Origin of the sequence: Leptothrix sp. (in: b-proteobacteria), from assembly GCF_965250675.1 — a bacterium.
In the GTDB taxonomy this organism is placed as follows: Bacteria; Pseudomonadota; Gammaproteobacteria; order Burkholderiales; family Burkholderiaceae_C; genus Sphaerotilus.
The window spans coordinates 455,373-478,494 of the sequence record NZ_CBDFPH010000001.1 but is presented as its reverse complement, the minus strand read 5'-3'; the positions used below and the strand labels follow the sequence as shown (position 1 = coordinate 478,494).

21 protein-coding genes, 1 other RNA gene and 1 pseudogene are annotated in these 23,122 nt (G+C 70.5%); 10 read left to right on the top strand and 13 right to left on the bottom strand.

Features of this window, described 5'->3' with window-relative positions:
* The first annotated feature begins 50 nt into the window (after positions 1–50).
* From AC5IG3_RS02005 to nagA, 3 genes are read left to right on the top strand one after another with little or no spacing between them, the layout of a single operon-like run.
* Entirely contained in the window at positions 51–689 is a 639-nt protein-coding gene (locus AC5IG3_RS02005) for an RNA pyrophosphohydrolase (protein ID WP_491904603.1), read from the top strand.
* On the top strand, positions 686–1,609 hold the full coding sequence (locus AC5IG3_RS02000; RefSeq protein ID WP_491904602.1) for a glucosamine kinase nucleotide-binding domain-containing protein: 924 nt from the start codon (positions 686–688) through the stop codon (positions 1,607–1,609). The genes AC5IG3_RS02005 and AC5IG3_RS02000 overlap by 4 nt, the downstream gene beginning before the upstream one ends.
* Positions 1,606–2,709 carry an N-acetylglucosamine-6-phosphate deacetylase gene (gene nagA, locus AC5IG3_RS01995; protein WP_491904601.1) on the top strand — a complete coding sequence of 368 codons (1,104 nt, stop codon included), beginning with the start codon at positions 1,606–1,608 and terminating at the stop codon, positions 2,707–2,709. The genes AC5IG3_RS02000 and nagA overlap by 4 nt, the downstream gene beginning before the upstream one ends.
* A 1-nt stretch (position 2,710) precedes the next feature.
* Here nagA and AC5IG3_RS01990 read toward each other — a convergent pair whose 3' ends face one another.
* The 5 genes from AC5IG3_RS01990 to rnpB form a co-directional block, all read right to left on the bottom strand.
* Entirely contained in the window at positions 2,711–3,481 is a 771-nt protein-coding gene (locus AC5IG3_RS01990) for an ABC transporter permease (protein ID WP_491905032.1), read from the bottom strand.
* Positions 3,481–4,437, bottom strand: coding sequence for an ABC transporter ATP-binding protein (locus AC5IG3_RS01985; RefSeq protein WP_491905031.1), 957 nt, complete (start codon positions 4,435–4,437; stop codon positions 3,481–3,483). The genes AC5IG3_RS01990 and AC5IG3_RS01985 overlap by 1 nt, the downstream gene beginning before the upstream one ends.
* Positions 4,438–4,442: 5 nt before the next feature.
* The gene (locus tag AC5IG3_RS01980; protein WP_491904600.1) at positions 4,443–5,609 is read right to left on the bottom strand and encodes an ABC transporter permease; all 1,167 of its coding nucleotides are present in this window, start codon (positions 5,607–5,609) and stop codon (positions 4,443–4,445) included.
* Between the two features lie 41 nt (positions 5,610–5,650).
* Positions 5,651–6,589 (bottom strand): glycine betaine ABC transporter substrate-binding protein OsmF, encoded by a 939-nt coding sequence (gene osmF / locus AC5IG3_RS01975; protein ID WP_491904599.1) that lies wholly within the window; start codon positions 6,587–6,589, stop codon positions 5,651–5,653.
* A gap of 55 nt (positions 6,590–6,644) precedes the next feature.
* Positions 6,645–6,972, bottom strand: an RNA gene (gene rnpB, locus AC5IG3_RS01970) — RNase P RNA component class A.
* A 75-nt stretch (positions 6,973–7,047) separates the two neighbouring features.
* Here rnpB and AC5IG3_RS01965 point away from each other — a divergent pair.
* Positions 7,048–7,434, top strand: coding sequence for a VOC family protein (locus AC5IG3_RS01965; RefSeq protein ID WP_491904598.1), 387 nt, complete (start codon positions 7,048–7,050; stop codon positions 7,432–7,434).
* Between the two features lie 32 nt (positions 7,435–7,466).
* Here the strand turns inward: AC5IG3_RS01965 and AC5IG3_RS01960 are convergent, their stop codons facing one another.
* From AC5IG3_RS01960 to AC5IG3_RS01945, 4 genes are read right to left on the bottom strand one after another with little or no spacing between them, the layout of a single operon-like run.
* Positions 7,467–8,441: an ABC transporter permease gene (locus AC5IG3_RS01960; RefSeq protein WP_491904597.1), complete on the bottom strand. Its 975-nt coding sequence runs from the start codon at positions 8,439–8,441 to the stop codon at positions 7,467–7,469.
* Entirely contained in the window at positions 8,434–9,585 is a 1,152-nt protein-coding gene (locus AC5IG3_RS01955) for an ABC transporter permease (protein WP_491904596.1), read from the bottom strand. Before AC5IG3_RS01955 ends, AC5IG3_RS01960 begins: the two co-directional genes overlap by 8 nt.
* Positions 9,582–11,159: an ABC transporter ATP-binding protein gene (locus tag AC5IG3_RS01950; protein ID WP_491904595.1), complete on the bottom strand. Its 1,578-nt coding sequence runs from the start codon at positions 11,157–11,159 to the stop codon at positions 9,582–9,584. Before AC5IG3_RS01950 ends, AC5IG3_RS01955 begins: the two co-directional genes overlap by 4 nt.
* Complete coding sequence (locus AC5IG3_RS01945; RefSeq protein ID WP_491904594.1) at positions 11,159–12,172, bottom strand: BMP family lipoprotein; 1,014 nt, start codon at positions 12,170–12,172, stop codon at positions 11,159–11,161. The genes AC5IG3_RS01950 and AC5IG3_RS01945 overlap by 1 nt, the downstream gene beginning before the upstream one ends.
* A 112-nt stretch (positions 12,173–12,284) precedes the next feature.
* Between AC5IG3_RS01945 and AC5IG3_RS01940 the strand changes: the two are divergent.
* Both AC5IG3_RS01940 and AC5IG3_RS01935 read left to right on the top strand, forming a co-directional pair.
* Positions 12,285–13,259, top strand: a pseudogene (locus AC5IG3_RS01940) (bifunctional enoyl-CoA hydratase/phosphate acetyltransferase); the annotation flags it as partial.
* Complete coding sequence (locus AC5IG3_RS01935; RefSeq protein WP_491904593.1) at positions 13,256–14,473, top strand: acetate/propionate family kinase; 1,218 nt, start codon at positions 13,256–13,258, stop codon at positions 14,471–14,473. The pseudogene AC5IG3_RS01940 and the gene AC5IG3_RS01935, both read left to right, overlap by 4 nt.
* Before the next feature lie 9 nt (positions 14,474–14,482).
* Here the strand turns inward: AC5IG3_RS01935 and AC5IG3_RS01930 are convergent, their stop codons facing one another.
* Complete coding sequence (locus tag AC5IG3_RS01930; RefSeq protein WP_491904592.1) at positions 14,483–16,402, bottom strand: bifunctional sugar phosphate isomerase/epimerase/4-hydroxyphenylpyruvate dioxygenase family protein; 1,920 nt, start codon at positions 16,400–16,402, stop codon at positions 14,483–14,485.
* A 134-nt stretch (positions 16,403–16,536) separates the two neighbouring features.
* Here AC5IG3_RS01930 and AC5IG3_RS01925 point away from each other — a divergent pair, with 134 nt between their 5' ends.
* The 3 genes from AC5IG3_RS01925 to AC5IG3_RS01915 all read left to right on the top strand — a co-directional run bounded on the left by AC5IG3_RS01925 (position 16,537) and on the right by AC5IG3_RS01915 (position 18,622).
* Positions 16,537–17,325: an IclR family transcriptional regulator domain-containing protein gene (locus tag AC5IG3_RS01925; RefSeq protein WP_491904591.1), complete on the top strand. Its 789-nt coding sequence runs from the start codon at positions 16,537–16,539 to the stop codon at positions 17,323–17,325.
* 26 nt (positions 17,326–17,351) lie between these two features.
* A complete protein-coding gene (locus AC5IG3_RS01920) occupies positions 17,352–17,744 on the top strand; it encodes an Ig-like domain-containing protein (protein ID WP_491904590.1) in 393 nt (130 codons plus the stop codon).
* A gap of 62 nt (positions 17,745–17,806) precedes the next feature.
* A complete protein-coding gene (locus AC5IG3_RS01915) occupies positions 17,807–18,622 on the top strand; it encodes a DUF481 domain-containing protein (protein ID WP_491904589.1) in 816 nt (271 codons plus the stop codon).
* Here the strand turns inward: AC5IG3_RS01915 and AC5IG3_RS01910 are convergent, their stop codons facing one another.
* The gene (locus AC5IG3_RS01910; RefSeq protein WP_491904588.1) at positions 18,623–19,741 is read right to left on the bottom strand and encodes a patatin-like phospholipase family protein; all 1,119 of its coding nucleotides are present in this window, start codon (positions 19,739–19,741) and stop codon (positions 18,623–18,625) included. It lies immediately after the preceding gene.
* Between the two features lie 85 nt (positions 19,742–19,826).
* Positions 19,827–21,746 carry a DNA helicase RecQ gene (gene recQ / locus AC5IG3_RS01905; protein WP_491904587.1) on the bottom strand — a complete coding sequence of 640 codons (1,920 nt, stop codon included), beginning with the start codon at positions 21,744–21,746 and terminating at the stop codon, positions 19,827–19,829.
* A 146-nt stretch (positions 21,747–21,892) separates the two neighbouring features.
* On the opposite strand from recQ, the gene ssb reads away from it, so the two are divergent.
* Entirely contained in the window at positions 21,893–22,465 is a 573-nt protein-coding gene (ssb, locus tag AC5IG3_RS01900) for a single-stranded DNA-binding protein (protein ID WP_491904586.1), read from the top strand.
* Positions 22,466–22,609: 144 nt separating this feature from the next.
* Here the strand turns inward: ssb and AC5IG3_RS01895 are convergent, their stop codons facing one another.
* The gene (locus tag AC5IG3_RS01895; RefSeq protein ID WP_491904585.1) at positions 22,610–23,080 is read right to left on the bottom strand and encodes a hypothetical protein; all 471 of its coding nucleotides are present in this window, start codon (positions 23,078–23,080) and stop codon (positions 22,610–22,612) included.
* Positions 23,081–23,122 lie beyond the last annotated feature (42 nt).

Here is a 23,122-nt window from a genome sequence, read left to right as displayed (position 1 = left end):
CGCGTGGGGCCAGTGCAATAATGATTTCAACTCGAATTCAGGATTTTATTATGCTCGACCGTGAAGGCTTCAGGCCCAACGTCGGCATCGTGCTGCTCAACCACCGCAACCAGGTGTTCTGGGGCAAACGCATCCGCACCCACTCCTGGCAGTTCCCCCAGGGCGGCATCAAATACGGTGAGTCGCCCGAGCAGGCGATGTTTCGCGAGCTCCACGAAGAAGTGGGCTTGCATCCAGAACATGTCCGCATCGTTGCGCGCACGCGCGACTGGCTGCGCTATGAAGTGCCCGACCACTTCATCCGCCGCGACGCGCGTGGCCACTACCGCGGCCAGAAGCAGATCTGGTTCCTGCTGCAGTTGACCGGCCACGACTGCGACATGAACCTGCGCGCCACCGACCACCCGGAGTTCGACGCTTGGCGCTGGCACGACTACTGGATCCCGCTGGACGTGGTGATCGAGTTCAAGCGCGACGTCTATCAGATGGCGCTCACCGAACTCGCCCGCTTCCTGCCGCGCGCGCACTACCCGAACCGCTACCTGCGCGCTGGCGTGCGCAGCCAGCGGCGCGAGGGCTGCGCCGACCCGAACTGCGAACTGCAGCACGAGGACGATCAACCGCAGCAGGATGCCTCGATGAGCGTCGACTTCTGCGCGCCTGACGCCGCCACGGGTCACCGCGATTGAGCCTGCGCAGCGCTGACCAGCCCATCCACCTGATCGGCATCGACGGCGGCGGCACCAGCACGCGTGCCCGCCTGGTCGACGCCGAGGGCCGCTTGCTCGGCCTCGGCCAAGCCGGGCCTTCGGCGCTCGGACAAGGCGCGGCACAGGCCTGGCGCCATGTGCAGGCGGCGGTGGCCGACGCGTTCAGGGCAGCGGGGCTGACGCATGAGGCTGCCTCGCTCGACGACCCCGCGCTGCTCGACCGCTGCGGCCTGGGACTGGGCCTGTCGGGGGCCGAGAACCCCGGCTGGGTGCGTGACTTTCTGAGCCTGGCGCCCGCCTGGGGCCACCTCGCGCTCGACACCGACGGCTACGCCGCCGTGCTCGGCGCCCACGGCGGCCGGCCGGGCGCGCTGGTGGCGGTCGGCACCGGCAGCGTGGGCGAAGCGCTGCACGCCGACGGCCGGCGCCTGACGGTGGGCGGCTGGGGCTGGATGCTTGGCGACGAGGCTGGCGGCGCCTGGCTCGGCCAGCACGCCATCCGCCACGCGCAACAGGCCCTGGACGGCCGCGCCACCGCCGGCGCTCTCGCGCATGCGATCTGGACCAAGTGCGGCGCCGACCGCCCCACCCTGCTCGACTGGTGCGCCGCCGCCCAGCAGCAACGCTATGCCGAACTGGCGACGTTGGTATTCGAGTGGCAAGCCGCCGACCCCGCCGCCGCCGCCTTGATCGCCCGGGCCGTGGATGAAGTGCAGCAACTGGCCGATGCACTCGACCCGCACGGCACACTGCCGCTGGCGATCACCGGCAGCATCGGCGCGCAGTTGCTGCCACGCCTGTCGGCCCGTTTCCAGGCGCGCCTCGTCAGCCCGGCGGGTGACGCCACCGAGGGCGCGCTGCATCTGCTGCGGCACGCATTGAGCAAGCACTTCGCATGAGACTCGCCGGCGACATCCTCACGCCGCAAGGCTTTGTGCGCGGCACGCTGCACCTGGCGGCAGGCCACGTTGAGCGCATCGACGGCACGCCCATCGCCACCGCCGAAGCCGGCCGTGACGGCCACGCCGTCGTGCTGCCCGGCTTCATAGACCTGCACGTGCACGGCGCCGGCGGCAGCGACATCATGGACGCGGGTGAGGCCGTCACCACCGTCGCCCGCACCCACGCCCGCCACGGCACCACCGCGCTGCTGGCCACCACCATGACGGCGCCGCTGGACGAGATCTGCGCAGCGCTGCACGCCATCGCCCCCGCCATCGCGCAGCGGCCCACCGGCGGCGCGCGCGTGCTGGGCGTGCATCTGGAAGGCCCGTACATCGCCGCCAGCCGGCTCGGCGCGCAGCCGGATTTCGCACGCGTGATGACGCTGGCCGAAGTGGCCGCGCTGCACGCCATCGCGCCGCTGGTGACGATCACGCTGGCGCCTGAGGTCGACGGCCACCTCGACCTGATCGTCCCGCTGCGCGCCGCCGGCCACCGCGTGCAGATCGGCCACAGCAGCGGCAGCTACGAAGACGGCGTGGCGGCGCTGCGCTGCGGCGCGGCCGGCTTCACCCACCTGTTCAACGCCATGAGCGCGTTGCACCACCGCGCGCCCGGCATGGTCGGCGCGGCACTCGCGCACGCGCAGCACGCCGAGATCATTCCGGACCTGCTGCACGTGCATCCCGGCGCGATCCACGCCGCGCTGCGCGCTATTCCCGGCCTGTACTGCGTCAGCGACGCCACCGCCGCCACCGGCATGCCCGATGGCGACTACCGCCTCGGCCGCCACACCGTGCGCAAGTGCGGCAATGGCGTGCGGCTGGCCGATGGCACGCTGGCCGGCAGCGCGCTGACGCTCGACCAGGCGCTGCGCAACCTGGTTGGCATCGGCCTGCCGCTGGACGAGGCCGCCCGGCGCGTCTCGACCCACGCGGCAGATTTCCTGGGCCGCAGCGACCTCGGCCGGCTCACGCCCGGCGCCTGCGCCGATGTGGTCGTGCTGGACGCCGCGCTGCAGATTCAGCGCGTGATCGTGGCGGGCGAGGCGCTGTAGTTCAGCCCAAAGGCTCGGCGTTCAGTTCGATGTGCGGCGACAGCCCGCGCGCCAGCGCCTCGAACCACTGATCGGCCACCAGCGCCAGCAGCGCCACCAGCACCGCGCCCTGGATCACGTAGGCGGTGTTGAAGCCGCTCAAGCCCACGATGATCGGCAGCCCCAGCGTCTTGGCGCCCACGGTCGAGGCGATGGCCGCCGTGCCGATGTTGACCACCACCGACGTGCGCACCCCCGCCAGCAGCACCGGCGCGGCCAGCGGCAGCTCCACGCGCCAGAGCGTCTGCGCGGGTGTCATGCCCAGGCCGGCTGCCACCTCGCGCACGGCGACCGGCACCGAGCCGATGCCGCTGACCGTGCCCTGCACCACCGGCAGCACGCCGTAGAGCACCAGCGCGATCAGCGCCGGCGCCTCGCCAAAGCCGATCAGCGGTGCGGCCACCGCCAGCACTGCCACCGGCGGCAGCGACTGGCTGATGGCCAGCAGCGTGTCCAGCAGCGGCCGGAACTCGCGTCCCGCCGGCCGGGTCACGAACAGCCCCGCCGCCACGCCGCCCACGACGGCCACCGCGCTGGACAGGCCGACGATCTGCAGATGCGCCAGAACCAGCGCGGCAAACGTGTCCTGGGTGTAGAGCGGCCGGTCCAGCGCTGGGAAGGCCCACGCGAACAGCGGCGCGGCCAGCGGCATGCCCCCGCTCAGGGCCAGCAGCAGCAGGCTGATGAGCAGCGGCGTGCGGTGCCGCAGCAGCCAAGAGCCGATCCGGACCATCAAGCGCGCGACTCCTGGCCCACCGCCTTGGACGGGGACACCAGCAGATCCGCAAAGTGCAGCGCCCCGGCCGCCCGGCCCTGCGCATCGACCACCGGCAGCACTGCCACGCCGCGCGTGACGAAGGCCGACAGCGCCTCGCGCAGCGTCAGGTCGCTGGCGATCGGCGCGCCCTCGGCCCGCTCACCTGGCCGCAGCCGGCGGGCGACTTCGGTCAGCCCGAGCAGGCGGATGCCGGCGTCGCTCTGGCCAAAGAAGCCGCGCACGAAGTCGTTGGCCGGCGCCAGCAGAAAGTCGGCCGGCCGGCCCTGCTGCACGATGCGGCCGGCGTCCATCAGCACGAGGCGTTGGCCGAGCGCCAGCGCTTCATCGATGTCGTGCGTCACCAGCACGATAGTCTTGCCCGAGGCGGCGTGGATGCGCGAGAGCTCGCGCTGCAGGTTGGCGCGCGTGACCGGGTCGAGCGCGCCGAAGGGCTCGTCCATCAGCAGCACGTCCGGGTCGGCCGCCAGCGCCCGCGCCACGCCGACGCGCTGCTGCTGGCCGCCCGAAAGCTGGTGCGGATAACGGCTGCGGAAGGCCTCGGGCAGGTCCAGCAGCGCCAGCAGCTCGGTCACCCGGTCGCGGATGCGCGAGCGCGGCCAGGCCAGCAGCTGCGGCACGGCGGCGATGTTCTGCTCGACCGTCCAGTGCGGAAACAGCCCGACCGACTGGATGGCGTAGCCGATGCGCCGGCGCAGCTGCTCGGGCGCCTGGCGGGCGATGTCTTCGCCGCGCAGGCGGATCTGGCCGGCATCGGGCTCGATCAGCCGGTTGATCATCTTCAGCAGCGTCGACTTGCCCGAGCCCGAGGTGCCGATCAGCACCACCAGCTCGCCGGCGGGCACCGTGAGCGTCAGGTCATTGACCGCCGGCCAGCCCTTGAAGGCCTTGTGGACGGCAGTGATCTCCAGCATGTTCGTCATGGTTGGGGCCGTTCCAAAGCGTTGACCAGCAGCTTGAAAGCCGTGTCGGCGACCAGGGCCAGCGCCACCACCGGCACCGCGCCCAGCAGCACCAGATCGACCGCGCTGCCCGAGAGGCCCTGGAACATCAACGCACCAAAGCCGCCCGCGCCGATCAGCGCCGCTAGCGCGGCCAGGCCGATGGCCTGCACGGTGGTGACGCGCAGGCCGCTCAGGAACACCGGCAGGGCCAGCGGCAGCTCGACCCGCCAGAACACCTGCCACGCCGACAGGCCGATGCCTCGCGCCGCCTCGCGCACGGCGGGCGGCACCTGTTCCAGCCCGGCCAGCGTGGCGCGGGCGAGCGGCAGCAGCGAGTAGAGCGTCAGCGCCACCAGCGCCGGCGCCAGGCCGATGCCGGCAATGCCCGACGCCGGCCACAGCCGGCCCAGCCACGCCAGCGGCCCGATCAGCAGGCCGAACAGCGCGATCGACGGCACCGTCTGCAGCACGTTCAGCAGCGGGAACAGCGCCGCGCGCACCGCACGGCGGCGAAACGCCCAGACACCCAGCGCCGACCCGATCACGATGGCCGGCAGCACGGCGCCCAGCACCAGCTGGCCGTGGCGCAGCAGCGCGGCGTCGAAGCTGTCTTGGTGGTTGCGGTATTCCTTGAGCAGCGAAAGATGCTCCAGCGCACCACCCGCCAGCAGCGCGATCAGCGGCAGGCAGGAAGCCACCACGACCGCCACCTGCCGGGGCAGCGAGGGCACGTCCTCCCCATCCCCCTGCAGCGCCTGCGCCAGTTGCAGCCAGGCCGCGAGCAGCAGCAGCCAGAAACCGCCGCCAAAGGAAACGCGCACCAACGAGTCCGGCTCGGCGGTGCGCGCCTGCGCCTCCTGCCCGCACAGCACCAGCAGACCGGCGCCCAGCGCCGCAGCCGCCACGATCACCGCGCCACGCTGCCAGCGCGAGGGCGCCCGCCACGGCGCGGTCCACAGCACCAGCGCCGGCAACGCCAACCCCCAGCGCCCGCCGGTCAGCAAATCCGTCAGGCCGACGCCCTGCCCGGTCAGCAGCCGGTTGGGGGCAACGGTCAGCAGCGGCAGGCCAAAGGCGGCCGCCACCGCCAGCGCCACCAGCAGCAGGTGGACGCGGCTGTGCAGCCGCACGCCCCTGTGCATCGCGGGTCAGCCGGCGGCCTGCGGGCGGTCGCCGGACGGGCTCACTTGATGAGGCCCTTGCTCTTGAGGTAGTCGCCGGCCACCTTGCGGGCGTCGCGGCCCTCGATGGCGATGCTGGCGTTGAGCTTCTGCAGCGTCGGGCCGTCCAGCGTCAGGAAGACCGGCTTGAGCAGGTCAGCGATCTTGGGTTCACGCGCCAGCACCTCGGCGCGGATCACGGGCGTGGGCGCGTAGATCGGCTGCACGCCCTTGACGTCGTCGAGCGTCACCAGCCCGAGCGCGGCCACCGGGCCATCGGTGCCGTAGGCCATCGCGGCATTGACACCGGAGGTCTTCTCGGCGGCAGTCTTGATGGTGACGGCCGTGTCGCCGCCAGCCAGCGTCAGCAGCTGGTCCTGCTTGAGCTTGAAGCCGTAGGCACGCTCGAAAGCAGGCAGCGCGTCCGGGCGCTCGATGAACTCGGCCGACGCCGCCAGCTTGAACACGCCGCCCTGGCCGATGTAGCGGCCCAGGTCGTCGAGGGTCTTGAGCTTGGCCGACGTAGCCACGTCCTTGCGGATGGCAATCGCCCAGGTGTTGTTGGCCGGCGCCGGGGTCAGCCAGACCAGCTTGTTCTTGTCGGCGTCGAGCTTCTTGACCAGTTGGTAGCCAGCGGCGGCGTTTTTCCAGGCCGGGTTGCTCTCGTCGGCAAAGAAGAAGGCGCCGTTGCCGGTGTACTCGGGGTAGACGTCGATCTCGCCGGCAGTCAGCGCGCCGCGCACCACCTTGGTGTTGCCCAGCGACACCTTGTTGACGGTCTTGATGCCGTTGGCCTCGAGCGTCTGGATGATCAACTGGCCCAGCAGCGCGCCTTCGGTGTCGATCTTGGAGGCGACGCGGATCGGGTCGGCCGCCTGCACGGCACCCGTCAGCAGCGAGCCCGCCAGGGCGATGGCCACCGGCAGGCTGAAGAGGGCACGACGGAAGGATGACTGACGCATGCTGAACCCCTGCAAAGGTTGGGAGACCATTGAAAAACAAGCATTGAAAAATAAAGTGTGAAGCAAGCCGATAGGCCGGATTCTGTGCAGCCGGGCGTCTTGGAAGACGCTCGGCCGTGACCGCCATTCATCTGGGCCGGGAGTCGCCCCCCGGCTCGGTGCCACCTACCCGCCAGCTCAGCGAACCGCCTCAATGCTGGCCTATTTGGTGTTGCTGCGCGTAGAGATTGCCCGTTTCACCCGGACTGAACCGGCTCGTCTCTGTTGCTCTGATCCTCACCTCACGGTGGACAGCCGTTAGCTGCTACGCCGTTCTATGCAGTCCGGACCTTCCTCCAGTGCCACCTTTCGGATCCGGCACCAGCGGCGGTCTGGCCTGCTTCACACAGCGATTGTCACATGCGTGCGAGGCAGGGCCCGGGGCTGCTGCCACACTGCCGGCTTTCTATCCCCCACCCTTGCAGGAGCTCACCCCCATGATCGGCTACACCACCGTCGGCACCAACGACATGCCCCGCGCCCTGGCCTTCTACGACGCGCTGATGGAAGCCACCGGCGCCGGCCGCCTGTTTCCGTTGCCGCGCGGCATGGTCTACGGCACGGGCAAGGGCCCGAGCTTCGGCATCATCACCCCGTTCGACGGCCAGCCCGCCACGGTCGGCAACGGCACCATGATCGCGCTGATGGTCAAGACGCCCGAGGAAGTCGACCGCCTGCACGCCCTGGCCCTGTCGCTGGGCAGCGCCGACGAGGGCGCGCCCGGACCGCGTGGCACCAACGGCTTCTATGGCGGCTACTTCCGCGATCTGGACGGCAACAAGCTGGCCTTTTTCTGCCGCACCTGAACCCGCGTTGACAGGCCTGTGGCCGGTCTCGTTCAGCGTTCCTTGCTGAACGCCCGGCCCAGCGCCGCGGGCGACTCGGCGCGGCCGAAGAAGCCCGCCAGCAGCACCACGGTCAGCAGGTAGGGCAGCGCCTGGATCAGCTCGACCGGCACGTCGCCGATGCCCGGCAGGCGCAGGCCCTGCAGGCGAATGGCGATGGCGTCCAGCAGGCCGAACAGCAGGCAGGCCCAGAACGCGCGCACCGGGTGCCAGTGGCCGAACACCATCGCCGCCAGCGCCATGAAGCCGCGGCCGGCGCTCATGCCGGGCGTGAAGCTGGCGTTCTGCGCCAGCGTCAGGAAGGTGCCGCCGATGCCGCACAGCACGCCCGCCAGCAGCACCGCGCGGTAGCGCAGCCACGGCACCGAGATGCCGGCGGCATCAACCATCGCCGGGTTCTCGCCCACCGCGCGCAGGCGCAGGCCGAAGCGGGTGCGGTACAGGCCCCACCAGACCAGCGGCACGGCGGCAAACGCCAACCAGGTCAGCAGGTTGTGGGCCAGCAGGCCTTCGGCGATGAAGGGGCCGATCAGCGGCACATCCTGCATCGCCCGCGCCGCATCCGGAAACAGCGCGGTAAAGCGGCCCGCAGGCGGCACATCCGGCGTGCGCCCACCGCGCTGGAACCAGTGCAGGCCCAGCACGGCGGTCAGGCCCAGCGCGATGATGTTGAGCGCCACGCCCGAGACGATCTGGTCGCCCTTGAACGTGATGCACGCCAGCCCGTGCACCGCCGCCAGCGTCATGCTGACGGCAATCGCCACCACCAGCGCCACAAAGGCCGGTGCGCCCAGCGCCCCCGCAGCAGCAGCCGCAAAGGCGCTGGCCAGCAGCTTGCCTTCCAGGCCGATGTCGATCACGCCGGCGCGCTCGCTCAGCACACCCGCCATCGCGCACAGGATCAGCGGCACGCTGATGCGCAGCGTCGCGCCCAGCACCGAACTCAGGATCAGGACCATGTCATCCATGAGCGGCTCCGGTCAGCGCCGCCGGGCTGCGCAGCGTCAACGCGGCATGCGCGCGCACCACCAGCGGCCGCAGCATCAGCGCCAGCGCGCCGCAGAACAGCACCACCAGGCCCTGCACTGCCGTCACCATGTCGCGGCTGAAGGCCGGAATCTCGAACGCCAGCTCCGAGCCGCCCTGCGCCAGCGCGCCGAACAACAGCGCCGCCAGCACGATGCCTGCCGGGTGGTTGCGGCCCATCAGCGCCACGGCGATGCCGGTGAAGCCGGCGCCAGCGACAAAGTCCAGCAGCAGCTTGTGGTGCACACCGCTGACCTCGTTGACACCCACGCCGCCGGCCAGCGCGCCCGAGAGCATCAGCGCGATGAGCGTCAGCCGCTGCGGCTTGAAGCCGGCGTAGTGCGCGGCGGCAGGCGCCAGACCCAGCGCCCGCAGCGCATAGCCCAGCCGCGTGCGCCACAGCAGCCCCCACACGCCCAGCGCGCACAGCAGCGCCAGCCCCAGACTGAGGTTGAGCGGCGTCGACGGCAGCGCCACGCCCAGCGCCGCGCCCAGTTGCTGCGCGCTCGGCAGCAGACCGGCGGCGGCAAAGACGCGGGTCTCGACCGAGGGCGTGCCCGGCGCCTTGATCACGTTGACCAGCAGCCACACGATCAGCGTGCTGGCCAGGAAATTGAACATGATGGTGGTGATGACGATGTGACTGCCGCGCCGCGCCTGCAGCCAGGCCGGCACCGCCGCCCACGCCGCCCCCGCCCCCGCGCCAGCCAGCACGACCAGCGGCAACAGCACGACGGCCGGCAGGTGCGCGTCCAGCCCCAACAGCAGCAGCGCCACGCCGATGCCCCCCAGCGTGGCCTGGCCCTCGCCGCCGATGTTGAAGTGGCCGGCCTGCGCCGCCACCGCCACCGCCAGCCCGGTGAAGATGAAATTGGTCGTGTAGTACAGCGTGTAGCCCCACGCCAGCGGGCTGCCGAAAGCGCCGTCGACCAGCAGCCTGAGCGCCGCCAGCGGACTGTGGCCGAGGGCCGCCACCAGCACGCCCGCCGCCAGCAGCGCCACGCCGATGTTGAGCAGCGGCAGCAGGCCGACGTCGATCCATTTGGGCAGCGCCTGCCCCGTGTTTTTACCCGCCTTGCCGCTCATGCGGAAACCTCTGGATCCTGGGGCGCCTGGACCTGGCCCATGCACAGACCGATGCGGGCCTCGTCAGCCTCGGCGCGCTCAAATTCGCCGGTGATTCGGCCCTGGCACATCACGACGATGCGGTCGCTCAGCGCCATGATTTCATCCAGCTCGGTCGACACCAGCAGCACCGCGCCACCGGCATCGCGCAAGGCCAGGATGGCGCGGTGGATGGTCTCGATCGCGCCGATGTCGACGCCGCGGGTCGGCTGGCCGATCAGCAGCACGCGCGGCGCACGGCGGAACTCACGCGCGATGATCAGCTTCTGCTGGTTGCCGCCCGAGAACTTGGCGCTGCCCAGCAGCGGGTTGCGCGGGCGGACGTCGAAGGCATCCATCATCTCGGCGCACTGCTGCTTCATGGCTGTGGGCTTCATCAGCCCGGCCCAGGCCGGCCCGGCGCTGATGGCGGCGTCGTCCTGATAGCCCAGCGCGGCCGATTCCCACGCCGCAAAGCCCAGCACCAGGCCGAGCTTGTGGCGGTCTTCGGGCACGTGGGCGACGCCCAACTGGCGCAGCGCGTGCGGGTCGGGGCTGTGGTGGGCGTCAAAGTCCTGGCCGGCCAGCTGCAACCGCCCGGCCTGCAGCGGCGCCAGGCCGGCCAGCAGCGCCAGCAGCTCGCTCTGGCCGTTGCCGGAGACGCCGGCCAGGCCGACGATCTCGCCCGCGCGCAGCGTCAGGCGCACGTCGCTGAGGCGCTCGACGCCTTGCGCATCGCGCCAGCTCAGGCCGTGAGCCTGCAACATCGTTTCGCCACGCACGGCGGCCGCTTGGCCGGTGCGCAAGGCCTGGTCGACCTGCCGGCCCACCATCAGCTCGCCCAGCTCGGCCTCGGTGGTCTGCGCGGTTTCGCGCGTGGCCACGACCTGGCCGGCACGCATCACCGTCACCCGATCGGTGATGGCCAGCACCTCCTTGAGCTTGTGCGTGATCAGCAACACGGTGGTGCCGCGCGCTTTCAGCTGGCGCAGGATGACCATCAGCTGCTCGGCCTCCTGCGGCGTCAGCACGCCGGTGGGCTCGTCGAGGATCAGCACCCGCGCGCCACGGTAGAGCGCCTTCAGGATTTCGACGCGCTGCAGCACGCCCACCGGCAGATCGCGCACGCGGGCGTCGGGGTCGACCGCCAGGCCGAACTCGGCCGCCAGCCGCTGCAATTCGCGCCGCGCCTGCGCCAGGCTCTGGTCCAGGCGCCAGCCGCCCTCGGCGCCCAGCACGATGTTCTCCAGCACGGTGAAACGGTCCACCAGCATGAAGTGCTGGTGGACCATGCCGATGCCGGCGGCGATGGCGTCGCGCGAGCTGCGCAGGCGCAGCGGCTGGCCGGCCAGCTCGATGCGGCCGGTGTCGGGCGCGTGCAGGCCGTAGAGCACACCCATCAGGGTGGACTTGCCGGCGCCGTTCTCGCCGATCAGGCCGTGGATGCTGCCGGGCGCCACCTCGAAGCTGACGTCCGCATTGGCCTGCACCGCGCCGAAGCGCTTGGAGATGCCGCGCAGCGCCACGGCCGGCGTGGCGGGCTGCTCGGGCGGCATCAGATCTTGCAGGCGTTGTCGGCCATGTAGTCGGCCACCTTGATCTTGCCGCTGATGATGTCGGCCTGGGCGGCCTCGATCTTCTTCTTGGCGTCGGCGCTGACGAGCTTGGCGTTGTTGGCGTCCATCGCCAGACCGACGCCTTGTTCCTTCAGGCCGAGCGCGCTGATGCCGGGCTTGAATGTGCCGTCCTTGACCGACTTGGCGATGTTGAACACCGCCACGTCCACGCCCTTGGTCATGCTGGTCAGCATGGTGCCGGGGTGCAGGTGGTTCTGGTTGCTGTCGACGCCGATGGCCAGCTTGCCGGCGTCCTTGGCCGCCTGGTAGACGCCCACGCCGGTGCCGCCGGCAGCCGCGTAGACCACGTCGACGCCGCGCGAGAACTGGTTGCGCGCGAGTTCACCGCCGCGGGTCGGGTCGCTCCAGGCCGCCGGCGTGGTGCCGGTCATGTTCGACAGCACCTCGGCCTTGGAGTTGGCGTACTTGGCGCCCTGCTCGTAGCCACACTGGAAGCGGCGGATCAGCGGCACGTCCATGCCGCCCACGAAGCCGACCTTGCCGGTCTTGCTGCTGAGGACGGCCAGCATGCCGGCCAGAAAGGAGCCTTCCTGCTCCTTGAACACCACCGACTGCACGTTGGGCAGGTTCACCACCATGTCGACGATGGCGAACTTGAGCGCCGGGAACTCCTTGGCGACCTTCTCGATCGCCGAGGCCTGCGTGAAGCCCACGCCGATGATCGGGTTGGCGCCCTTCTGCGCCATGCGGCGGAAGGCCTGCTCGCGCTGGGTGTCGTTCTGGATCTCGAAGTCGAGGTAGGCGGTGCCGGTTTCCTTCTTGAAGCGCTCGATGCCGTTGTAGGCCGCCTCGTTGAAGGACTTGTCGAACTTGCCACCGGCGTCGTAGACGACGGCGGGCTGGGCGGTCTGCGCCTGGGCCGGCAGGGCAGCATTCAGGCTCAGGACCGCAGCGGCGGCCAGCAAGGTACGGCGGGTGGCGAAACAGTTCATGGCGCGGGCGTCTCCAGAAAGGGTGGCGCGATTCTGCAATAGCCGTACCCGGGGGTGAACACGGTATAAGCCCGCTGTCTGTCCGGTATAAGCCCCGAAAACACGCCAGGAACGCACCCCGATGAACCACATCCCGCATCCGCCCCTCTCGCCCGCCGGCCACGACACGCCGGCGCACCGCCTGCTGGCCTCGGTCAGCCCCACCGTGGTGCGGCCGGCCGTGCCGTGCGCGGTGGTGCACCCGTGCGACGCCGGCTCGCTGGGCAGCGCCTTGCAGGCGGCGCAGCTCGGCCTGATCACGCCGTGGCTGATCGGCCCCGAGGCGCGGCTGCGGGCGCTGGCCGAGCAGCTCGGGCTGAGCCTGGACGGCGTGCACATCGAGTCCGTGCCACACAGCGACGCCGCCGCCGAACGCGCCGCGCAACTGGCCGCCAGCGGCCAGGTCGAGCTGATGATCAAGGGCAGCCTGCACACCGACGAGCTGATGCACGCCGTGATCGGCCAGCCCGCGCTGCGCACCAAGCGGCGCATCAGCCACGTGTTCTGCTTCGACATCCCGGCCTACCCCAAGCTGGTGCTGATCACCGACGCGGCCATCAACATCAACCCGACGCTGGAGGACAAGGCCGACATCGCCCAGAACGCCATCGACCTGGCGCACGTGCTGGGCGTGGCCGCCCCGAAGGTGGCGATCCTGGCGGCGGTGGAGACCGTCAGCTCGCGCATGCCGTCGACCGTGGACGCCGCCGCGCTGTGCAAGATGGCCGATCGCGGCCAGATCACCGGCGCGGTGCTCGACGGCCCGCTGGCCTTCGACAACGCCATCTCGGCCGAGGCGGCGCGCATCAAGGGCATCACCTCGCCGGTGGCCGGCGACGCCGACATCCTGCTGGTGCCCGACCTGGAAGCCGGCAACATGCTGGCCAAGCAGCTCGAATACCTGGCCGGCGCGGCCAGCTGCGGCGTGGTGCTGGGCGCGCGCATCCCGATTGCGCTCACCAGCCGGTCAGATGGCGAAGAGGCCCGGCTCGCCTCGGTGGCGCTGGCGGTGCGGCTGGCGCTGGCCTGCCGGGAGCGGGCACGATGAATGGGGTGCCCCGCCACACCGCTGCGGCCGTGCTGGTCGTCAACGCCGGCTCGGCAACGCTGAAGTTCGCGCTCTACCCGCGCGACGGTGCGGCGCTGGCCGCCGGCCAGATCGACGGCCTGCAGCCCGGCGGCACGCCGCGCCTGTGTCCGAACGAAGGGCCGGTGCAGGCGCTGGACATCGACCCCGCGTTGGCGGATGAGGCCCGCTTTGACGTCGCCTTGCAGGCACTGCAGTGCCATGTGGCGCAGGCGGCGCCGCAGGAGCAGATCGTCGCGGTGGCGCACCGCATCGTCCACGGTGGCACGGTCTGCAGCGCGCCGGTGGTGCTGGACGACGCGCTGCTGGCGCAACTGACCGCGCTGGAGCCGCTGGCGCCGCTGCACCAGCCGCACAACCTGGGCGGCGTGCGTGCGCTGCGACGCAGCTGGCCGGCGCTGCCGCAGATCGGCTGCTTCGACACCGCCTTTCACGCCCACCTGCCTGCGCTGGAGCGGCGCTATGCGCTGCCGCGCGCGCTGCACGACCAGGGCATCCAGCGCTACGGCTTTCATGGCCTGTCCTACCAGTACGTGTCGCAAGTGCTGCAGGCGCGCACGCCGCGCAGCCAGGGTCGCGCGTTGCTGGCGCACCTGGGCAATGGCGCGAGCCTGTGCGCGACGCGGTCGGGGCAGAGCATCGCCACCTCGATGGGATTCTCGGCACTGGACGGGCTGATGATGGGCAGCCGCTGCGGCGCGCTCGACCCCGGCGTGCTGCTGCACCTGGGGCGCCAGGGCTGGAGCGTCGATCAGCTTGAGCACCTGCTCTACAAGGAAAGCGGTTTGCTCGGCGTCTCGGGCCGCTCGGCCGACATGCGCACGCTGCGCGCACTGGCAGCCAGCGGTGACGAACCGGCGCAGCAGGCGGTCGACCTGTTCGGCTACCGGCTGGTGCGCGAAGCCGGCGCGCTGACGGCGGTGCTCGGCGGGCTGGATCTGCTGGCCTGCACCGGCGGCATCGGCGAACACGACGCCGCCACGCGCGCCACGCTGGTGGCCGGGCTCGCGCACCTGGGCGTGCGGCTCGACCCCGCCGCCAACGCCGCCGCGCGGGGCGACGCCACCGTGCCGATTCACGCCGCCGACAGCGCGGTCGAAGTCTGGGTCGTGCCCACCGACGAAGGCCGGGTGGCGGCGCAGGCGGCCTGGGCGCTGCTGGACGCGGCGGGCTGAAACGTCAGGTCAGGCGCCCACTCCAACGCCACACCCGCTGCGCCATTCGGCCAGCGCGGCCAGCCGGAACGGCGAGTTGGTCGAGCCGTACAAGTCGTAGCCGCCACGGCGCTCGATGAACTCGAACTCGAAGCGGTCATCGAACGGCGCCGCGTAGGCGTGCAGGAACTCGCCGCCCTGCGCGTCGCGCTCGTAGAACACGCCGGCCTCGCGCATGGCGGCCAGGAAGGCCGGCTCCAGCGCGTACTTGGCGTCGAGGTCGTCGTAGTAGTTGTCGGGCACCGGCAGCAGCGGCGCACCCTGGCGGCGCAGCGCGGCCACGGTGACCAGGATGTCGTCAACCGCAATGGCGATCTGCTGCACGCCACCGCCGCCGAAGCGCGCCACCGAGCGCGAAATCGCGGTGTTGTCGCGCTCCGAAACGATCAGCGAAGTGCGCACCGCCTTGTCGGCGGACTCGATCTCGCGGCTGCGGATGATGCCGAACGGGTCGTGCAGCACCGTGTTGCGCTGCGGCACCAGGCCCAGCACGGCGCGCTGGAACAGCACCCACGGATCGATCTGGCCGCCGGGCACCGCCTGCACCAGGTGGTCGACACGGGCCGATTGCGTCGGCGCGTGGTCGGCCAGCTGGCGCACGGCGGCGGCGTCCATCACGAAGTCGGCCTCGAAGGCGTGCTGGCCGTGGGCTGCGGGCGGGCAGAAGTACAGCAGGCTGCCGTCCGGGGCCTGCACCGCCGGAATGTCGAGCTCGCCCTGGCCGACGCGGCCGGTGACGCGCACACAGCCCAGCGCCTCGGCGCGGGCCAATGCGGCCTGCGGGTCGGCGGTGGTCAGCGCGGTGGCGCAGGCCGAGGTGCCGTGCAGGTCGAAATAGCTGCGCGAGAAGCATTCCTGCTCGCGGTTGAGCACAAGGCGCACGTCGCCCAGGCCGAACAGCTCGACGTCCTTGCTGCGGTGCTGGCCAATGCGCACGAAGCCCAGCGTGGCCAGCAGCGCGGCCAGGCGGGTGGCGGCCGCCGTGTCGACCGCGAATTCGATGAAGGACCAGCCAGCCAGCTGGGGCGGTGGCGGCGGGTTGAACAGCGGCACGCGCGCCGCCGGCTCGGCCGGACGCGTCAGACGCACCTGCTCCTCCAGCCACAGCAGCGAGCGCATCGCGTCGACCGCGTTGGCGCGCGCCGGCGCCGAGCGGAACTCGTCGTTGAAGATTTCCAGCGAAATCGTGCCGGTGTAGCCGGCGTCGAGGATGGCGCCGACAAAGCCGGTCACGTTCATCTCGCCCTGGCCGGGGAAGCAGCGGTAGTGGCGGCTGTGCGTGAGCACATCGGTGTTGACCCAGGGCGCGTCGGCCAGCTGCACGTAGAAGATGCGGTCGCCCGGAATCTGGCGGATCGGCGCCGGGTCGTCGCGCAGCGACAGCGTGTGGAAGCTGTCGAGCGCCAGGCCCAGCGCCGGATGATTCACCTTGTTGACGACGTCCCAGGCCTGCGAGAACAGCTTGACCTGTGTGCCCCAGGCGAGTGCCTCATAGGCGATGCGCATGCCGCGCCGGCCGGCGGCGGCGGCCAGCTGGGCGAACTGCTCGGCCAGCCGGTCGGTGTCGCCCAGCGCGTCAGGCTGCACGCTGGAGCAGACCAGCAGCAGGTCGGTGCCGAGCTGCTCCATCAAATCAAACTTGCGCTCGACCCGGTCCAGGCTGCGCGCGACCTGCGCGGGCGTGCTGCCGTCGAAGTCGCGGAAGGGCTGGAACATGTCGATGGCCAGGCCCAGGTCGGCGGCGATCGCGCGCACCTCGGCCGGCTTGCCGGAGAACTGCAGCAGGTCGTTCTCGAAGATCTCGACGCCGTCGAAACGCGCGGCGGCAATGGCCTGCAGCTTTTCGCGCAGCATGCCGGAGAGGGAAACGGTGGCGATCGATCGGCGCATGGCTAGTCTCGACAAGTGGGCTGGTCAATGTAGGCCGCGGCATGCCACAGGTCCAGGCTTTGCAATCAGCTTGCGATCGATGACTGATCGCAGACAATCATTGACCGACCGCACTACTGGTTTCTACTGAGCCCATGTCCCCCCCGACGCCCACCCCGCCCCGCACCGACATCGACCGCTCGCTGCTCATCGAAGGACTGGGCAAGGGGCTGCGGGTGATCGAGTCCTTCACCGACGACCACCCGCGCCTGACCGCCACCGAGGCCGGCCTGCGCACCGGCATGACGCGCACCGCCGCACGCCGCTACCTGATGAGCCTGGTGCACTTCGGCTACGCCGACACCGACGGCAAGCACTACTGGCTGATGCCCAGCGTGCTGCGCCTGGGCCAGAGCTATCTGGAAGCGGCGCGCCTGCCGCGCTTGGTACAGCCCTTCCTGCAGCGCCTGTCGATGCAGACAGGCGAGACCGCCAACCTCAGCGTGCTCGACGGCCACGAGGTGGTCTACCTGGTGCGCAGCAACTCGCCACGCATCATCTCGATCGGCTTTCAGGTCGGCTCGCGCCTGCCGGCGCACGTCGTCTCACCGGGACTGGCCGTGCTGTCGACCTGGAGCGAGCCGCTGCTGGAGGGCTGGCTGGCCGCACACGCCTTCGGCAAGTTCACGCCCAACACCATCACGGAAGCCGCGCGCTTTCGCGCGGCGGTGCTCAACGCCGGACGGCTCGGCTACGGCCGGGTCGAGCAATCGGTCGACCTCGGCCTGTGCGGTCTGGCCGTGGCGCTGGTCGACCGCAAGGGCCGCTGCGCCGGCGCGCTGAGCATGACCTTCCAGGCGCAGGCCTACCCCGAGGACAGCTGCCTCGTGCGGCTGCTGCCGCCGCTGCAGGAAGCCGCGCACGCGTTGCGCTCTATCCTGTGAACGACACCAACGCCGGAGGTCCCGCCATGAAACGCCAACCCCACCGCCTCAGCCTCATCGCCCTGGCTGGCCTGATGCTGGCGGGCTGCGGCGGCGGCATCTACCTCGGCTGGGACAACAGCGCCGACGCACCGCCCAGCGTGGCCCTGGTCGCCAGCCCCGCCGCCGCCCTGCCGGGCAGCGCGGTACAGCTCAGCGCCGATGCCAGCGACGACTACCGCGTGGTGCGCGTGAGCTTCTACCGCGTCGGCGACAACGGCGTTGCGCTCTGGCTGGGCGACGACTACGCCCGGCCCTACCGCTGGGACAGCGTGCTGCCCGAGAGCGCCTTCAGCAGCGTGCGCTACTTCGCCCGCGCCGAAGACGACGCCGGCCAGCGCCGCGACAGCGCGCTGTCTGCCGTGACCGTATTGCGCTGATCGCCCATTGCAGCAGCCGGCCGGCCCGGCAAAGCGGCCGGGCTGCGGCGAAAATCCCGCCCATGCTGTCCCGCCACACTCCCCTGAGCCTTGCGCTCACCTGCGCCCTGTTCGCCCTGTCATCCCTGAACCGCGCGGCCGCCGAAGGCGCGCCGGTGATCGACATTCCCACCGAAACCGACACCAGCACGCTCGCCCCCGTCGCCGATGCCGACGAGGTGCCCAAGATCTCCGCCGAAATCGGCCTGCGCTTTGCGCTCAGCAAGTCCACCTACACCAGCCGACGCCTGGCGTCTGACGGCGACATCGACTACCGCTGGACCCGCAGCGAGATCAGCAGCGAATTCCGCATCGACCGCGAATACGTCCAGGCCAACGGCGGCGCTGCCGAGGTCAACCGCGACGAATACGACGCCAACATCAAGTGGAAGCGCATGCTGCTGGACAACCCGTTCTACAGCTTCGTCTCGCCCCGGCTGCGCTACAACCGCTTCGGCTACTTCCGCAGCTCGCAGGCTTGGCGGGTGGGTCTGGGCCGGCGATTCGAGCCCAGCCCGCGCCTGAACCTGAGCCTCGAAGTCGGCCCCGGCATCCGCTGGGCGCAGAAGCAGGCCGGCGGCAGCGTGTTCGAGACGCTCTACGGCATCTCCAGCAAGCTCGACTACGAGCTGACCGACACGCTCTACTTCAAGTTCAACTACGTCGACGAGCGCTCCAACCGCGAGAACTACCGCACCCTGAGCGCCAGCCTGCGCAACAAGATCACCGAGCGGGTCTGGCTCAAGTACGAAATGCAGTACCGCAAGGCCTTCCCGTTCGACAGCGCACCCAGCCAGGCCGAATCGAGCTTCGATGCGGGCCTGAGCTACCGGTTCTGATCAGCCCGGGAGGCTGCGCGGCGCCAGGTAGACCGGCTCGATGCGGGTCGAGCCGCACACCCCCACCTCCTGCCCGTGCTCGGCCAGCCAGCGCACGGCGGCCTGGCGGCCCAGGTCGAACAGGGTCTGCAGCAGGCGCGGGTCGGTGTTGAGCTTGCTGGACGCGTCAAACGGCGCCAGCCCGGCCTCGTCGGCCACGCGGTGCAGGCGCAGGTTCTTGTAGTCATCGGACGACACCTGGCCCTGCGCGATCAGCTTCTGCACAAAGGCGATGGCGCGCATCTCGGCCACCAGGCTGGCATTGAAGGTGATTTCGTTCACCCGGTCGGCAATGTCCAGCGCGCTGGTGGGCACGCCGGGGCGCACCAGCGGGTTGATCTGCACCAGCAGCACGTCCACCGCGCCCGTGCCGTAGATCAGCGGCCAGATCGCCGGGTTGCCGGCAAAGCCGCCATCCCAGTAGGCCTGGCCGTCGATCTCGACCGCGTGCGACATCTGCGGCAGGCAGGCCGAAGCCAGCAGCGCCTCCACCGACAGGTCGGCGCCGCTGAACACCCGGGGCTGGCCCGTGCTGACGGCGGTGGCCGTGACAAACACCTTCAGCGGCCCGGCGCGCAGCGCTGCCACATCCACATGGCGCACCAGGATGTCGCGCAACGGGTTGAGGTTGAGCGGGTTGATCTGGTAAGGGCTGAAGGTCTTGAGCCAGCCATCCCACAGGCTGTAGAGCGGCCAGGCACCGGTGTTGAACAGCCAGGCGGGCCAGGCCGGCAAGGCAGCCCAGGCGTCAGAGGAGCGCCGTCCATTGGACGCCGCTGCACGGCCCAGGCAGCCGGGCACGCCCGCCACGTCGCTCCAGAACGCGCGCAGCGCCTGCCGGGCGCCCTCACGTCCGCCCCGCGCGTAGCCGCAGGCCAGCACCGCCGCGTTCATGGCCCCGGCGCTGGTGCCGGAAACGCCGTCGAAGGTCAGTTGACCGTCTTCCAGCAGGGCGTCCAGCACGCCCCAGGTGAACGCACCGTGCGAGCCGCCGCCTTGCAGCGCCAGGTCCAGCAGGCGGGTCGGCGGGGATACCGGCTTGGATGGTGGCTTGGGCGACGACTTGGGCGGCACGGGCATGGCGGAATCCTGGTGGCTGCACGGCGGCAGGGAGTTTCAATTCTGCCGGTTGCAGGTGACAGGGGCGCCCGCCAGGGGGCCGCGCTCAGCCCGGCTGGCTCAACACGCGCAAGAGTTCGTGCCCATAGGCCTCCAGCCGCTTGGCGCCCACGCCGGTGATGTCACCCAGTTCGGCCAGGCTGTGCGGCTCACGCCGGGCCATCTCGGCCAGCGTGGCGTCATGGAAGACCACGTAGGGGGGCAGGTTGTGCTCGCGGGCGACCTCGGTGCGCCAGGCGCGCAGGGCATCGAAGCGCTGTTGCGCAGCGGCATCGAGGTCGATCGGCGCGGGCCGGCTGGCCGCCCCGGCGCCCGAGGTGCCGCGTGCGCCTCGGGCCCGCTTGGGCTGCTCGGGCGGCGTCTTCATGCGCAGGTTGACCTCGCCGCGCAGCACGGCGCGGGCGCTGTCGGTCAGCGCCAGCGTGTTGTATTCGCCCTCGGCCACCACGTGACCCAGCGCGATCAGCTGGCGCAGCACGGCGCGCCATTGCGCCTCGCTCAGGTCGGCGCCGCAGCCGAAGGTCGACAGCGCGGCATGGCCGTACTGCGCGATCTTGTCGGTGGTCTTGCCGCGCAGCACATCGATCAGGTGCACGGCGCCGAAGCTGCGCGCGCCGCCCTGCTCGCGGCCTTGCTGGGCAAAGCGGTAGATGCCGCTGAGAGCCTTGCGCGCCGCCTCGGTGCCGTCCCAGGTGCTGGGCGGGCGCAGGCAGTTGTCGCAGGCGTTCTGGTACGGACGGCAGGGCGGGCCGTCTTCGCCGAAGTAGCTCAGCAGGCGCACGCGGCGGCAGTCGTGCGCCTCGGCCAGCGCCAGCAGCGCGTCGAGCTTGCCGCGCTGCACGCGCTTGAATTCTTCGGCCGCCGGGCTTTCGTCTATCAACCGGCGCTGGTAGACCAGGTCGGCCAGGCCATAGGCCATCCAGGCCTCGGCCGGCGCGCCATCGCGGCCGGCGCGGCCGGTCTCCTGGTAATAGCCTTCGATGTTCTTGGGCAGGTCGAGGTGGGCCACAAAGCGCACATCGGGCTTGTCGATGCCCATGCCGAAGGCGATGGTGGCGACCATCGTCAGCCCTTCCTCGCGCAGGAAGCGGTCCTGGTGGCGACGGCGCACCTGCGCGTCCAGCCCGGCGTGGTACGGCAGCGCGGGCACGCCCTCGCCTTCGAGCCAGGCGGCCACTTCCTCGACCTTCTTGCGACTGCCGCAGTAGACGATGCCTGCCTCACCCGGATGCTCGTCGCGGATGAAGCGCAGCAGCTGCGCACGGGCGCTGAGCGCCGAGCTGTCGCGCTCGGTGATGGTGTAGCGGATGTTGGGCCGGTCGAAGCTGCTGATGAAGACGTGCGCGTCCTGCAGCTGCAGCCGCTCGATGATGTCGGCCCGGGTGTGGCCGTCGGCGGTGGCGGTGAGCGCGATGCGCGGCACGCTCGGGAAACGCTCGTGCAACGCACTCAGCGCCAGATAGTCCTCGCGGAAATCGTGGCCCCACTGGCTGACGCAATGCGCCTCGTCGATGGCGAACAGCGACAGCAGGCCACGCTCGTTGAGCGAATCCAGCACGCCCAGGAACCGGGGCGTCAGCAGGCGCTCGGGCGCCACGTACAGCAGCGTCAGCCGGCCGGCGAACAGGTCGCGCTCCACGCCCTGCGCTTCTTCGCTGCTCAGGCTGGAGTTGAGGTACGCGGCGGGCACGCCGACCTCGTCGAGCGCGCCCACCTGGTCGTGCATCAGCGCGATCAGCGGGCTGACCACCACCGTGACGCCGCGCCCGGCCTGCTGGCGCACGATGGCCGGCACCTGGTAGCACAGGCTTTTGCCGCCGCCGGTGGGCATCAGGACCAGCGCGTCGCCGCCGGCAATCACCGTCTCGACGATGACCTCCTGCTGGCTGCGGAAGGCCGGGTAGCCGAACACCTGCGAGAGCACTTGGCGGGCGGGTGGGGTGTCGACGGCGGGATCTTGGCTCATGAGGGCGTGGATGGTAGCGGCGCCCCACGCACCGGCCTATCCCACCTTGGCGGGAGGCGCCGGCGGCGGGGTGGCTGGCACAATTCGGACCATCTTTCTATTTCTACATCCGCCTCGCCCCCCGGGGCGACGTACAGGAGCCGCTCATGGCGTCAGTCAACAAAGTCATCCTCATCGGCAACCTCGGCCGCGACCCCGAAGTGCGCTACACGCCCAGCGGCGCGGCCGTCTGCAACGTCTCGATTGCCACCACGCGCAACTGGAAGGGCAAGGACGGCGGTGAGCGCCAGGAAGAAACCGAATGGCACCGCGTGGTGTTCTACGACCGCCTGGCCGAAATCGCCGGCGAGTACCTGCGCAAGGGCCGCCCGGTCTACGTCGAAGGCCGCCTGAAGACGCGCAAGTGGACCGACAAGGAAGGCAAGGAAAACTACACGACGGAGATCGTCGCCGACCAGATGCAGCTGCTGGGCGGCCGTGAAGGCAGCGGCGGCGGTGGCGGCGGCATGAGCGCCGAAGAGGAAATGAGCATGGGTGGCGGCATGTCCAGCAGCCGTGAAAGCGGTGGCATGGGCGGGGGTGGTGGCTATCGCCGCGACGCCTCCGAAGGCCGCGCAGCGCCTGCGCCACGCGCGCCGGCACCGCGTCCGCCCGCACCGGCGCCCACCCAGAAGCCGACGACCGGCTTTGACGATATGGATGACGATATTCCGTTCTGAAAACAGGAAAAGGACGGCGCCACCGTCCGTCAACAGCCCAGCCCCTTGCTGTCGCGGCAAGGGGCTTTTTCTTTTTCGGTACCCGACAGCGGGCCGCTGCCCAGTCAGGGAAGCGGCCTGCCAACCTCCCTCGGCGCTGTGGGGTCAGGCGCTGTAGAACTGCAGCAGCGGGCCATCACCGATGCCGCCGATCGGGCCGGGGACGTGGCCGGGGGCCGGGCCGCGCATCGTGACGGTGATGGCCATCCGGTAAGCGCCAGCGGGGACGGCGCCGGCCGGGAAAGTGAAGTCCACGGTGTAGTTGGCCGGATTGAGGGCCACCAGCGGCGTGGTCTGCACATTGCCCGGCAGCGTGAAAGGCGCGCCGCCCATGCGGTCGATGTAGACCGTGACCTCCCAGTCGCCCGCCAGCAGCGAACTCAGTGACCCGCTGGTCTGCCACTCGACCCGCACGCCCCACGGCTGATCCGAGCGGATGCTGCTGGCCGGCGTGAGCACCGGGGGGAAAGGCATAGGCGGCGGACTCGTCAGTTCGGTGATCGTCGCCTGCGCGGTGCTGGCGATCACGAAGGCGGGCAGGCTTTCTTCAAAGACGATCGGGAAGGGATTAGCCATGATGGACTCCTTTGAGAACAGTGAGACAACTCAACCGTCGAG